The following is a 14,214-nucleotide window of genomic DNA, read 5'->3' on the forward strand; positions in this document are numbered from 1 at the left end:
GGGTTACGCAGCTAAACATGGCCTAAATGAGCGCCAATTACCAGAGCCACTTTCGCTACGCTTCAGTCAGCCGCGACAGCAGGCTTTGCTCCGCTACCCATGGTCATGGTTGCGCCCACTGAAGCCAGAATAATGCACAGGATGGCCAGCCATTGTGACAATGAAAGGTATTCCTGGAGAAAAAGCAGGCCTGACAGCGCGCCGAAGGCCGGCTCGATACTCATGAGCGTGCCGAAGGTGCGCGCGGGCATACGCGTCAGCGCGACCATCTCCAGGGTATAGGGCAGGGCGGTCGACAGAATGGCAACGCCGATAGCGACTGGAATCAACGATGGTGTAAGCAGCGCAGCACCGGCATGAACGATTCCGATCGGCGCCACGAACAGCGCGGCGATCATTACGCCGAGGGCTGCCGTCGTCACCCCGTTGTCGGCGCCGGCCTTTTGCCCGAACAAAATGTACAGCGCCCAGCAAACCCCGGCGCCGAGCGCATAGCCCGCTCCGACCAGATCAATGCCGGCAGTGGTAGCGCCGGTGGGTATCAATAGAAGCAAACCGGCTGCAGCGAGCGCGATCCAGACAAAATCGATGGCGCGGCGGGAGGCATATATAGCTACAGCCAATGGGCCGGTGAATTCCAACGCAACGGCGATGCCCAGCGGCACTGTGCGCAGCGACATATAGAAGAGGAAGTTCATTCCACCCAATGCCATTCCGTAGACGATCACGGTACGAAGAGACTTGGCGGTCAGCTTTGCACGCCATGGGCGCAGTATCAGCAGCATGATCACGCTGGCAAAGATCAGGCGAAGAGTGGTTGTTCCTTGTGCGCCGATAATGGGGAACATGCTTTTGGCCAGAGAAGCGCCCGACTGGATGGACGCCATGGCTATCATGAGCAGGCAAACCGGAAACAATGTGGAAGCAAGGGAGCGAGGTTGATCATTCATTGCGCGGCAGCATCCAAGGCAAAAACACAGTATTGTTGTGGTAGTGGGCAATATACTGCGCATTGGATGGGGGCGCGTCTATATATAGAAAGCGTTTTTGCTGATTTGAAAGAAAAGCGAAATTAACGGTTGACGGCAGATTCCAGAGGTCTATAATTCGCCCCACTTCCGGCGCAGTCGAAACGGAAAACTCCTTGAGATTCAAAGAGTTATGCGGTTTTCGACAGGGGCTTGCTTCAGATCATCGAAGCCTGGAAGGAGTTGAAAGGGCAGTGATGTGTAGCTCTTTTAACGGTTCGATCTTCTCGGTCGAAAGCGGAGAAAAAGAGGTGTTGACAGCAGCGATTAACGCTGTAGAATTCGCCTCCCGCTAACGAGAGATCGGAAGCGCAAGTGGTTGAAGTTGTTGAAGAATTCTTCGAAAACTTCTGAAAATAATCACTTGACAGCAAATGAGGCTGCTGTAGAATGCGCGCCTCGGTTGAGACGAAAGATCTTAACCAACCGCTCTTTAACAACTGAATCAAGCAATTCGTGTGGGTGCTTGTGCAGTCAGACTGATAGTCAACAAGATTATCAGCATCACAAGTTACTCCGCGAGAAATCAAAGATGTAACCAACGATTGCTGAGCCAAGTTTAGGGTTTCTTAAAAACCCAAAGATGTTTGAACTGAAGAGTTTGATCATGGCTCAGATTGAACGCTGGCGGCAGGCCTAACACATGCAAGTCGAGCGGATGAGAGGAGCTTGCTCCTGGATTCAGCGGCGGACGGGTGAGTAATGCCTAGGAATCTGCCTGGTAGTGGGGGGCAACGTTTCGAAAGGAACGCTAATACCGCATACGTCCTACGGGAGAAAGCAGGGGACCTTCGGGCCTTGCGCTATCAGATGAGCCTAGGTCGGATTAGCTAGTTGGTGAGGTAATGGCTCACCAAGGCGACGATCCGTAACTGGTCTGAGAGGATGATCAGTCACACTGGAACTGAGACACGGTCCAGACTCCTACGGGAGGCAGCAGTGGGGAATATTGGACAATGGGCGAAAGCCTGATCCAGCCATGCCGCGTGTGTGAAGAAGGTCTTCGGATTGTAAAGCACTTTAAGTTGGGAGGAAGGGCAGTAAATTAATACTTTGCTGTTTTGACGTTACCGACAGAATAAGCACCGGCTAACTCTGTGCCAGCAGCCGCGGTAATACAGAGGGTGCAAGCGTTAATCGGAATTACTGGGCGTAAAGCGCGCGTAGGTGGTTTGTTAAGTTGGATGTGAAATCCCCGGGCTCAACCTGGGAACTGCATCCAAAACTGGCAAGCTAGAGTATGGTAGAGGGTGGTGGAATTTCCTGTGTAGCGGTGAAATGCGTAGATATAGGAAGGAACACCAGTGGCGAAGGCGACCACCTGGACTGATACTGACACTGAGGTGCGAAAGCGTGGGGAGCAAACAGGATTAGATACCCTGGTAGTCCACGCCGTAAACGATGTCAACTAGCCGTTGGGAGCCTTGAGCTCTTAGTGGCGCAGCTAACGCATTAAGTTGACCGCCTGGGGAGTACGGCCGCAAGGTTAAAACTCAAATGAATTGACGGGGGCCCGCACAAGCGGTGGAGCATGTGGTTTAATTCGAAGCAACGCGAAGAACCTTACCAGGCCTTGACATCCAATGAACTTTCCAGAGATGGATTGGTGCCTTCGGGAACATTGAGACAGGTGCTGCATGGCTGTCGTCAGCTCGTGTCGTGAGATGTTGGGTTAAGTCCCGTAACGAGCGCAACCCTTGTCCTTAGTTACCAGCACGTAATGGTGGGCACTCTAAGGAGACTGCCGGTGACAAACCGGAGGAAGGTGGGGATGACGTCAAGTCATCATGGCCCTTACGGCCTGGGCTACACACGTGCTACAATGGTCGGTACAAAGGGTTGCCAAGCCGCGAGGTGGAGCTAATCCCATAAAACCGATCGTAGTCCGGATCGCAGTCTGCAACTCGACTGCGTGAAGTCGGAATCGCTAGTAATCGCGAATCAGAATGTCGCGGTGAATACGTTCCCGGGCCTTGTACACACCGCCCGTCACACCATGGGAGTGGGTTGCACCAGAAGTAGCTAGTCTAACCTTCGGGAGGACGGTTACCACGGTGTGATTCATGACTGGGGTGAAGTCGTAACAAGGTAGCCGTAGGGGAACCTGCGGCTGGATCACCTCCTTAATCGACGACATCAGCTGCTGCATGAGCTCCCACACGAATTGCTTGATTCATTGAAGAAGACGATAGAAGCAGCTTTAAGCTCCAAGCTGATAGCTCTGAGCTAACAGTTACAAGCTCGAAATTGGGTCTGTAGCTCAGTTGGTTAGAGCGCACCCCTGATAAGGGTGAGGTCGGCAGTTCGAATCTGCCCAGACCCACCAATTTTGTTATGGGGCCATAGCTCAGCTGGGAGAGCGCCTGCCTTGCACGCAGGAGGTCAGCGGTTCGATCCCGCTTGGCTCCACCATAAACTGCTTCGAAGTTTGAGAGTTTAGAAATGAATATTCGAGCTGAATATTGATTTCTAGTCTTTTGATTAGATCGTTCTTTAAAAATTTGGGTATGTGATAGAAAGATAGACTGAGCGTTACTTTCACTGGTAACGGATCAGGCTAAGGTGAAATTTGTGAGTTCTCTTAGTTGAGAAATTCGAATTTTCGGCGAATGTCGTCTTCACAGTATAACCAGATTGCTTGGGGTTATATGGTCAAGTGAAGAAGCGCATACGGTGGATGCCTTGGCAGTCAGAGGCGATGAAAGACGTGGTAGCCTGCGAAAAGCTTCGGGGAGTCGGCAAACAGACTTTGATCCGGAGATGTCTGAATGGGGGAACCCAACCATCATAAGATGGTTATCTTGTACTGAATACATAGGTGCAAGAGGCGAACCAGGGGAACTGAAACATCTAAGTACCCTGAGGAAAAGAAATCAACCGAGATTCCCTTAGTAGTGGCGAGCGAACGGGGACTAGCCCTTAAGTGGCTTTGAGATTAGCGGAACGCTCTGGAAAGTGCGGCCATAGTGGGTGATAGCCCTGTACGCGAAAATCTCTTAGTCATGAAATCGAGTAGGACGGAGCACGAGAAACTTTGTCTGAATATGGGGGGACCATCCTCCAAGGCTAAATACTACTGACTGACCGATAGTGAACTAGTACCGTGAGGGAAAGGCGAAAAGAACCCCGGAGAGGGGAGTGAAATAGATCCTGAAACCGTATGCGTACAAGCAGTGGGAGCAGACTTTGTTCTGTGACTGCGTACCTTTTGTATAATGGGTCAGCGACTTATTTTCAGTGGCGAGCTTAACCGAATAGGGGAGGCGTAGCGAAAGCGAGTCTTAATAGGGCTTCTAGTCGCTGGGAATAGACCCGAAACCGGGCGATCTATCCATGGGCAGGTTGAAGGTTAGGTAACACTGACTGGAGGACCGAACCGACTACCGTTGAAAAGTTAGCGGATGACCTGTGGATCGGAGTGAAAGGCTAATCAAGCTCGGAGATAGCTGGTTCTCCTCGAAAGCTATTTAGGTAGCGCCTCATGTATCACTGTAGGGGGTAGAGCACTGTTTCGGCTAGGGGGTCATCCCGACTTACCAAACCGATGCAAACTCCGAATACCTACAAGTGCCGAGCATGGGAGACACACGGCGGGTGCTAACGTCCGTCGTGAAAAGGGAAACAACCCAGACCGTCAGCTAAGGTCCCAAAGTTATGGTTAAGTGGGAAACGATGTGGGAAGGCTTAGACAGCTAGGAGGTTGGCTTAGAAGCAGCCACCCTTTAAAGAAAGCGTAATAGCTCACTAGTCGAGTCGGCCTGCGCGGAAGATGTAACGGGGCTCAAACCATACACCGAAGCTACGGGTATCATCTTCGGATGATGCGGTAGAGGAGCGTTCTGTAAGCCTGTGAAGGTGAGTTGAGAAGCTTGCTGGAGGTATCAGAAGTGCGAATGCTGACATGAGTAACGACAATGGGTGTGAAAAACACCCACGCCGAAAGACCAAGGTTTCCTGCGCAACGTTAATCGACGCAGGGTTAGTCGGTCCCTAAGGCGAGGCTGAAAAGCGTAGTCGATGGAAAACAGGTTAATATTCCTGTACTTCTGGTTATTGCGATGGAGGGACGGAGAAGGCTAGGCCAGCTTGGCGTTGGTTGTCCAAGTTTAAGGTGGTAGGCTGAGATCTTAGGTAAATCCGGGATCTTAAGGCCGAGAGCTGATGACGAGTGTTCTTTTAGAACACGAAGTGGTTGATGCCATGCTTCCAAGAAAAGCTTCTAAGCTTCAGGTAACCAGGAACCGTACCCCAAACCGACACAGGTGGTTGGGTAGAGAATACCAAGGCGCTTGAGAGAACTCGGGTGAAGGAACTAGGCAAAATGGCACCGTAACTTCGGGAGAAGGTGCGCCGGTGAGGGTGAAGGACTTGCTCCGTAAGCTCATGCCGGTCGAAGATACCAGGCCGCTGCGACTGTTTATTAAAAACACAGCACTCTGCAAACACGAAAGTGGACGTATAGGGTGTGACGCCTGCCCGGTGCCGGAAGGTTAATTGATGGGGTTAGCTAACGCGAAGCTCTTGATCGAAGCCCCGGTAAACGGCGGCCGTAACTATAACGGTCCTAAGGTAGCGAAATTCCTTGTCGGGTAAGTTCCGACCTGCACGAATGGCGTAACGATGGCGGCGCTGTCTCCACCCGAGACTCAGTGAAATTGAAATCGCTGTGAAGATGCAGTGTATCCGCGGCTAGACGGAAAGACCCCGTGAACCTTTACTATAGCTTTGCACTGGACTTTGAATTTGCTTGTGTAGGATAGGTGGGAGGCTTTGAAGCGTGGACGCCAGTTCGCGTGGAGCCATCCTTGAAATACCACCCTGGCAACTTTGAGGTTCTAACTCAGGTCCGTTATCCGGATCGAGGACAGTGTATGGTGGGTAGTTTGACTGGGGCGGTCTCCTCCTAAAGAGTAACGGAGGAGTACGAAGGTGCGCTCAGACCGGTCGGAAATCGGTCGTAGAGTATAAAGGCAAAAGCGCGCTTGACTGCGAGACAGACACGTCGAGCAGGTACGAAAGTAGGTCTTAGTGATCCGGTGGTTCTGTATGGAAGGGCCATCGCTCAACGGATAAAAGGTACTCCGGGGATAACAGGCTGATACCGCCCAAGAGTTCATATCGACGGCGGTGTTTGGCACCTCGATGTCGGCTCATCACATCCTGGGGCTGAAGCCGGTCCCAAGGGTATGGCTGTTCGCCATTTAAAGTGGTACGCGAGCTGGGTTTAGAACGTCGTGAGACAGTTCGGTCCCTATCTGCCGTGGACGTTTGAGATTTGAGAGGGGCTGCTCCTAGTACGAGAGGACCGGAGTGGACGAACCTCTGGTGTTCCGGTTGTCACGCCAGTGGCATTGCCGGGTAGCTATGTTCGGGAAAGATAACCGCTGAAAGCATCTAAGCGGGAAACTTGCCTCAAGATGAGATCTCACTGGAACCTTGAGTTCCCTGAAGGGCCGTCGAAGACTACGACGTTGATAGGTTGGGTGTGTAAGCGCTGTGAGGCGTTGAGCTAACCAATACTAATTGCCCGTGAGGCTTGACCATATAACACCCAAGCAATTTGCTGACCTGAAAAGGCGCCAGATTGCGGTGTGTGAAGACGAAACGAACCGAAAGTTCGAAATTCACAAACACCTAGCTGTCACATACCCAATTTGCTGAAGCGAGGCCATCTGGTCCCGAGTCAGTACCCGAATTTCTTGACGACCATAGAGCGTTGGAACCACCTGATCCCATCCCGAACTCAGCAGTGAAACGATGCATCGCCGATGGTAGTGTGGGGTTTCCCCATGTGAGAGTAGGTCATCGTCAAGATTAAATTCCGAAACCCCAATTGCGAAAGCAGTTGGGGTTTTGTTTTGCCTGCGAGAAAGTTTTTAGCCTGCCACCGGGGAAATTCATCCTGAAGTGGATGGCGAGTTTTGGTATGGTGCAGCTCGTTTTTTAACGGACTGATGTCCTGCCCACGGATCGGCACTCATTTACGTCTAAGAGTTGCTGTAGAAATGCCTGAACCAATCCCGATCAAGGATCATGAAAAAGAGACGAGGCTGGTCAACAAACGCTTGATTGCCTGTGCTCTGTTCGTGTTCGCCATCAGCTGCGCTTTGGTGGTGCGCCTGTACATTCTCCAGGTCGTGGAATTCGATTACCACTCGACCATCTCCGAAAACAACCGAGTCCATGTCCTGCCGATACCGCCGACGCGGGGATTGATCTACGACCGCAACGGTGTATTGCTCGCCGACAACCGTCCCAGCTACAACCTGACCATCACTCGGGAGCGTGCAACCGACGTCAATCAGGAGCTGGACGAAGTCATCAACTTGCTGCACTTGCCTGCTGAAGACCGCACGGTATTCGACAAGGCGATGAAGCAATCCCGGCATCCATTCACACCGGTCACACTGTTTTATGAGCTGACGGAAGAGCAGATCGCCGTCCTGGCGGTGAACGAATTTCGCCTGCCGGGGATTGATGTCGAACCGCAGTTTGTCCGGCACTATCCTCTCGGCGCACATTTCGCTCATTCAATCGGTTATGTCGGTCGGATCAATGAAAAGGAAGCTAAAACCCTCGACTCCGTGCAATACCGAGGTACGCAATCCATTGGTAAAACCGGTATCGAGCGTTTTTATGAAGCGCAGTTGCACGGCCATGTCGGTTACGAAGAAGTCGAGACCAATGCTCAAGGCCGTGTGCTACGGGTACTCAAGCACACCGATCCGGTGCCAGGCAAAAACATCGTCCTGAGCCTCGATGTAAAGCTGCAGGAAGCTGCCGAAGCCGCTTTGGGCGACCGTCGTGGTTCAGTGGTAGCTCTCGACCCGTCCACCGGAGAAGTGCTGGCGATGGTCAGCAATCCGAGTTTCGATCCGAATCTGTTCGTCACCGGGATCAGTTCGAAGGAATATTCAGCGCTGCGGGATTCCATTGATCGGCCATTGTTCAACCGCGTGTTGCGTGGTCTGTACGCCCCGGGCTCGACGATCAAGCCGGAAGTCGCCATAGCAGGGCTGGACGCAGGCGTCGTAACTCCGCAGACCCGCGTATTCGATCCCGGCTATTACCAATTACCGGACTTCGACCACAAGTATCGCAACTGGAACCACAGCGGTGATGGCTGGGTGGACATGGACGCGGCGATCATGCGTTCCAACGACACCTACTTCTACGACCTGGCGCACAAGCTTGGCATCGATCGTCTGCACGACTACATGGCGATGTTCGGCCTTGGTGAAAAAGTCTCGCTGGACATGTTTGAAGAGTCCCCCGGTCTGATGCCGTCGCAGGCGTGGAAACGCGCTACACGGCGACAGGCCTGGTATCCCGGCGAGACGGTTATTCTCGGCATCGGCCAGGGATACATGCAGGTCACACCGCTGCAATTGGCCCAGGCCACTGCCCTGATCGCCAATAAGGGGATATGGCATCGGCCTCACTTGGCCAAGTCGGTCGACGGTGTAGCGCCGGTCGACGAACATCCAATGCCCAATATCCTGCTCAAGGACCCGCGCGATTGGGAGCAGGTCAATCACGGTATGCAGATGGTCATGCACGATGCTCGAGGTATTGCCCGTGCGGCCGCTGCGGGTGCGCAATACCGCATCGCCGGCAAGAGTGGCACGGCGCAAGTGGTAGCGATCAAGCAAGGGGAGCGCTACAACCGCGAGAAAACCCTGGAGCGCCACCGTGATAACGCCCTGTTTGTAGGATTCGCACCGGCCGAGCATCCGAAGATCGCCATCTCGGTAATGATCGAGAACGGCGAGGCGGGTGGTCGTGTTGCCGGTCCAGTAGTGCGGCAGATCATGGACGCCTGGTTACTCGATCAGGATGGTCACCTTAAACCTCAATACGCTGCGCCGAGCAAAGCGCCGGGCGATCCTCACGTCTGAGGCGTAACGGTTCACAGCACAGGCTCCGTAAGCGGAGCCTGTGATTACGCACCCGGTACCGGGCAGCTCATATCACCTTCCTCACATTTCAAATACTGCTTGAGGGTTTCTACTCTGGCCTTGGTTACGGCTGTAAGACAACTACTGTAAACCAATGGATAAACACTCCCGCCTGCCACCCCAGAAGCCGAAAACTTGCACTCGGCATCCCGAAAGCTGACCCCCGCCCGCTGCGCATTGACCAGCAGCTTCTTTCCGTCCGGGTTGTCCTTCAGGCGTCCGGTGATCTGCTGATAGAGCGTATTCAGTTCCTTGTCTGCCGCTTTGAAGGCTTGCCCCGCGCATTGATTCATCGTCGCCTGATCGCTGGCGTTGGCGCAATCAACGGCGGCATGGGCGAAAGGGGCAAACAAAAAGGGCGCAGAGGCCAGAAGCAGACGCACTGACATAAGGTTCTCGCTGTATCGAGTAGAAAGAGTGTATCGAGTGTTATGTACGTAGCCGGGAGGCCTCAAGCAAGCGATCCGCAGTGGCCGTAATTTCCTCGCCGTCATGCAGCCGCTCCAGCCAGTGCTCGGGAATTGCCCGAGCGCCGTAGTAAGTACCGGCCAACTGACCCACGATAGCAGCTGTGGTATCCGCATCATCGCCGAGATTGGCTGCTTTCAGTATCGCGTCAGCGTACGTTTGCGTGTGATGGAAGCACCACAAAGCGGCTTCCAATGATTGCACGCTATAGCCGCTGCCCTTGATTTCGTTTTCTTTTTTGCCGAGATACTCACCCCGCGCGATCGCAACCACCTTGGGTTGGGAATACTCTGCAAGTAGCGATTGGCGCAGTTGCGTTTTGTCGGCTCCCTCAAGCGCTCGTGCGATCATATCAGCCAGCAATTGGCAGCACTCGATTGCCTCCGGCGCCGCATGGGTTGTGCGCGAACTGTCGGCGGCGTGGATCTGGATCTGTCTAGCGTCGGGAAAATAAAACAGCACGACAGGAGCCAATCGCATCAGCGACCCGTTACCAGCTGTCAACGGATCAGTCGACCCTGCGAAAGGCTCCCCGGTTCGCTGATACTGTTCCAGCGCCTGGCTGACGGTCATGCCGATGTCGAAACATTCACCGGTGGAGCTCAGATATCCCCATTTCCACCAATTGAGATAGCGGCCCATCTGATCAGCCGCGTCGAAACCGTTTTTGCGCAGCAGGCTCTCGGCCAGGCAGAGTGCCATTGAGGTGTCATCGGTCCATTGCCCTGGCTTGAGCTGGAACGGGCCACCGCCGACCATGTCGCTCAGCGGCTGGAATGATCCTCGCGGCTGGAACTCAACTGTTGTGCCGACCGCATCGCCGCAAGCCAGGCCGAGGAGGGCGCCGCGATACCGATCGGCAAGAGAGGGCTGCATGGTTCGTCCTTGTTTCTGCGGATTCGCTGGAAAGATAACAGGTCAGGCGGCGCCGATCACAGAGCGCAAACTACCGCAGGATGTGTCCGCTCGAATCGATGCCTGCAGCGCCTGGATACAACTTCGCATTGGACATGTGGTCATACAAGCCTAGTGTTCAGAACAGGAGGTGACGTATGAAACCAGTACCTAACAGTTTCGAACGCAAGATCACGCTCAAGGCGTCGCGTTCCCATGTCTGGCGCGCATTGGTCGATGCAGAGGCGTTCGGTCAGTGGTTTGGCGTGGCACTTGAGGGCCGGCGCTTCATTGCCGGTGAGTGGACGCAGGGCCAGGTCACGTACCCCGGTTATGAACACGTATTGTGGAATGTACTGATCGAGCGGGTCGAGCCGCAGCAGTTGTTTTCTTTCCGCTGGCACCCGTACGCGGTCAACCCGAAGATCGACTACTCACAAGAGCCGACCACGCTGGTCAAATTCGAACTGCAGGACTTCGAGGACGGCACTCTACTCAAGGTCTCGGAGTCCGGCTTCGCGCACATCCCTGATATCCGTCAGAAAGAGGCGTATTACATGGACAGTCGCGGCTGGGAGGAGCAGTTGAGCAGGCTTGAACAGTTTCTCGCCGAAAGCGCCAGGGCTCGTGAAAGCGGCGGTGCCTGACGGACCTAGGGGTTTTCGGAAGTGTTTGTATGGCGAATGTCTTACACGCGTTGGTAGCTTTTACGACTATTGCTGATTGGATCCACTGGGTAATCTACACACATCAACTGAGACACAGGGAGTGTTTCAGGATCATGGACGATCGACCATTGCAAGGATCGCTGCCGACAGGGAGTCGATAATGGTCTTGGGAAAAACCCGCTTCGGCGGGTTTTTTTTCGCCTGAATGTAGGAGCCGCCGAAGGCTGCGATCTTTTGATCCTGCTTTTAAAAGCCAGGTCAAAAAGATCACAGCCTGGGCGAATGTCATCCCGTCACGAAGCAATCAACTGCCGCAACACATAATGCAGGATCCCCCCGGATTTGAAGTACTCGACCTCATTCAGCGTATCAATGCGGCACAAGACTTCGATTCTCTCCTGACGCCCATCCTCCCGAGTGATAACCAGCGGCAGGTTCATCCGCGGCCTCAGCTCGACGCCGGTCAATCCCAGAATCTCGAACGTCTCTTTGCCGGTCAGATTGAGACTCTTGCGGTTCTGATCAAGCTTGAACTGCAACGGCAGCACACCCATGCCGACCAGATTCGAGCGGTGAATACGTTCGAAGCTCTCCGCAATCACCGCTTTGACGCCCAGCAGATTGGTGCCTTTCGCCGCCCAGTCACGGCTCGACCCGGTGCCGTACTCCTGACCGGCAATCACCACCAACGGCGTACCCGAAGCCTGATATTTCATCGCTGCGTCATAGATCGCCATTTTTTCCCCGGTGGGAATATAAAGGGTGTTGCCACCTTCCTCGCCACCCAGCATCTCGTTGCGAATACGGATGTTGGCAAACGTACCGCGCATCATCACTTCATGATTGCCGCGACGGGAACCGTAGGAGTTGAAGTCGCGCGGCTCCACGCCTTTTTCCTGCAGGTATCGCCCGGCCGGGCTGTCGATCTTGATGTTGCCGGCGGGGGAGATGTGGTCGGTGGTCACTGAATCGCCGAGCAAGGCCAAGACCCGCGCGCCTTTGACGTCTTTGACTTCCGGCAGAGGGCCGGAAATGTCGTCGAAGAAAGGTGGATGCTGAATGTAGGTCGAATCGTCCTGCCACACGTAAGTCGCCGCTTGCGGCACCTCGATGGCCTGCCATTGCTCATCACCGGCAAACACTTCGGCGTATTCCTTGTGGAACATCGCCGTGTTGACCTGATTCACCGCTTCGGCGATTTCCCGGCTGCTCGGCCAGATATCGCGCAGGTATACCGGATTGCCCTGCTGATCCTCACCCAGCGGTTCGCTGCTGATGTCGGTGCGCACACTGCCAGCCAAAGCGTAAGCGACGACCAGAGGAGGCGAGGCCAGCCAGTTGGTTTTCACCAGTGGGTGCACGCGGCCTTCGAAATTGCGGTTGCCGGACAGGACTGATGCGACGGTCAGATCGGCCTTTTGAATGGCTTTCTCGATCGGCTCCGGCAGTGGCCCGGAGTTGCCGATGCAGGTGGTGCAACCGTAGCCGACTAACGAAAACCCGAGCTGATCAAGGTACTGAGTCAGCCCGGCAGCCTTGTAATAGTCGGTGACGACTTTCGAACCGGGGGCCAGTGAGCTTTTGACCCAAGGCTTGCGTGTCAGACCTTTCTCGACGGCTTTCTTCGCCAGCAACCCGGCCGCCATCATCACGCTCGGGTTGGAAGTGTTGGTGCAGGAAGTGATCGCGGCGATGACCACTGCACCGTTTTTCAGGCGATAGGTCTTGCCCTCGTATTCGTAGTCCGCTTCGCCCACCAGATCGGCGTTGCCCACTGCTACGCCGCCGCCACCCTCGCTTTCCAGGCGTCCTTCTTCCTTGCTGGTGGGTTTGAATTGCAGGTCGATGAAATCACTGAAGGCCTGCGCGACGTTCGGCAGCGAGACGCGATCCTGCGGACGTTTCGGTCCGGCCAGGCTGGCCTCGACGCTGCCCATGTCCAAAGCCAGGCTGTCGGTGAACACCGGCTCCTGACCCGGCAGACGCCACAGGCCTTGAGCCTTGGTGTAGGCCTCGACCAGTTTCACCACTTCCGGCGGCCGGCCAGACAGGCGCAGGTATTCCAGCGTGACATCGTCGACCGGGAAGAAGCCGCACGTCGCACCGTATTCCGGGGCCATGTTGGCGATGGTTGCGCGGTCGGCCAGTGGCAGATCGGCGAGACCATCGCCATAGAACTCGACGAATTTGCCGACTACGCCTTTCTTGCGCAGCATCTGCGTTACGGTCAGCACCAGATCGGTGGCGGTGATGCCTTCCTTGAGTTTGCCGGTGAGTTTGAAGCCGACCACTTCCGGAATCAGCATCGATACCGGTTGCCCAAGCATCGCCGCTTCCGCTTCGATCCCGCCCACGCCCCAGCCGAGTACGCCGAGGCCGTTGATCATGGTGGTGTGGGAGTCGGTGCCGACCAGCGTGTCGGGGAACGCGTAGGTGCGGCCATCCTCGTCTTTGGTCCAAACGGTGCGGCCGAGATATTCGAGGTTGACCTGGTGGCAGATGCCGGTACCCGGCGGGACCACGCTGAAGTTATCGAACGCACTCTGGCCCCAGCGCAGGAAGGCATAGCGCTCGCCGTTGCGTTGCATTTCGATGTCGACGTTCTGTTCAAACGCACTGGCGCTGCCAAACTTGTCGACCATCACCGAGTGGTCGATCACCAGATCCACCGGCGACAACGGATTTATGCGTTGCGGGTCGCCACCAGCCTTGGCCATCGCCGCGCGCATTGCGGCGAGATCGACGACGGCGGGGACACCAGTAAAATCCTGCATCAATACCCGGGCGGGACGGTATTGGATTTCGCGATCGGAGCGGCGCTCCTTGAGCCAGGCGGCGATGGCTTTGAGGTCAGCGCCGGTGACGGTTTTTTCGTCTTCCCAGCGCAGCAGATTTTCCAGCAGTACCTTCAACGACATCGGCAGCTTGTCGAGGTCGCCCAGGCTTTTGGCGGCTTCCGGCAGGCTGAAATAATGGTAGGTCGTGGCATCGATTTGTAGGGTTTTCAGTGACTTCAGACTATCGAGGGACGGCATTACGATCACTCCTTTGAGTCCGCACGGCTACGGACTGAGGGGACGGGCAGAGCATTAAACCTAGCCCTGTTTTGAGTAGCTGGCTAATAACTGGACTCTATCGGCGCAACCATGGTTCCGACTTCAGCTATCATGCGCCGGTTTTCGTGACAGGCATTGCGGC

6 protein-coding genes, 2 tRNA genes and 3 rRNA genes are annotated in these 14,214 nt (G+C 54.9%); 7 read left to right on the forward strand and 4 right to left on the reverse strand.

Annotation, left to right across the window (positions count from 1 at the left end; all coding sequences use genetic code 11):
- Positions 1-62: 62 nt before the first annotated feature.
- Positions 63-950 carry a threonine/homoserine exporter RhtA gene (gene rhtA, locus AB4N48_RS06445; protein WP_353188939.1) on the reverse strand — a complete coding sequence of 296 codons (888 nt, stop codon included), beginning with the start codon at positions 948-950 and terminating at the stop codon, positions 63-65.
- Positions 951-1,617: 667 nt separating this feature from the next.
- On the opposite strand from rhtA, the gene AB4N48_RS06450 reads away from it, so the two are divergent.
- The 6 genes from AB4N48_RS06450 to mrdA all read left to right on the forward strand — a co-directional run bounded on the left by AB4N48_RS06450 (position 1,618) and on the right by mrdA (position 8,926).
- Positions 1,618-3,154, forward strand: a 16S ribosomal RNA gene (locus AB4N48_RS06450).
- A 123-nt stretch (positions 3,155-3,277) separates the two neighbouring features.
- Positions 3,278-3,354 (forward strand) — tRNA-Ile (locus tag AB4N48_RS06455).
- Positions 3,355-3,364: 10 nt separating this feature from the next.
- Positions 3,365-3,440, forward strand: a tRNA-Ala gene (locus AB4N48_RS06460).
- A gap of 238 nt (positions 3,441-3,678) precedes the next feature.
- A 23S ribosomal RNA gene (locus AB4N48_RS06465) occupies positions 3,679-6,572 on the forward strand.
- Positions 6,573-6,726: 154 nt separating this feature from the next.
- Positions 6,727-6,842: ribosomal RNA gene (gene rrf, locus AB4N48_RS06470) — 5S ribosomal RNA — on the forward strand.
- The 16S, 23S and 5S rRNA genes sit together here with 2 tRNA genes alongside, the layout of an rRNA operon.
- 191 nt (positions 6,843-7,033) lie before the next feature.
- The gene (gene mrdA / locus AB4N48_RS06475; protein WP_460094974.1) at positions 7,034-8,926 is read left to right on the forward strand and encodes a penicillin-binding protein 2; all 1,893 of its coding nucleotides are present in this window, start codon (positions 7,034-7,036) and stop codon (positions 8,924-8,926) included.
- 44 nt (positions 8,927-8,970) lie between these two features.
- Here mrdA and AB4N48_RS06480 read toward each other — a convergent pair whose 3' ends face one another.
- Together AB4N48_RS06480 and AB4N48_RS06485 are read right to left on the reverse strand one after the other, a co-directional pair.
- The gene (locus AB4N48_RS06480) at positions 8,971-9,375 is read right to left on the reverse strand and encodes a lysozyme inhibitor LprI family protein (protein ID WP_460094975.1); all 405 of its coding nucleotides are present in this window, start codon (positions 9,373-9,375) and stop codon (positions 8,971-8,973) included.
- 40 nt (positions 9,376-9,415) lie between these two features.
- Positions 9,416-10,330, reverse strand: a complete 915-nt coding sequence (locus AB4N48_RS06485; protein WP_460094977.1) for an ADP-ribosylglycohydrolase family protein — start codon at positions 10,328-10,330, stop codon at positions 9,416-9,418.
- Positions 10,331-10,506: 176 nt separating this feature from the next.
- On the opposite strand from AB4N48_RS06485, the gene AB4N48_RS06490 reads away from it, so the two are divergent.
- Positions 10,507-10,995 (forward strand): SRPBCC family protein, encoded by a 489-nt coding sequence (locus AB4N48_RS06490; protein WP_016775506.1) that lies wholly within the window; start codon positions 10,507-10,509, stop codon positions 10,993-10,995.
- Between the two features lie 314 nt (positions 10,996-11,309).
- Here the strand turns inward: AB4N48_RS06490 and acnA are convergent, their stop codons facing one another.
- Positions 11,310-14,051 carry an aconitate hydratase AcnA gene (gene acnA, locus AB4N48_RS06495; protein WP_150634818.1) on the reverse strand — a complete coding sequence of 914 codons (2,742 nt, stop codon included), beginning with the start codon at positions 14,049-14,051 and terminating at the stop codon, positions 11,310-11,312.
- Between the last annotated feature and the right edge of the window lie 163 nt (positions 14,052-14,214).

Source organism: Pseudomonas sp. S2_C11 (assembly GCF_054668395.1).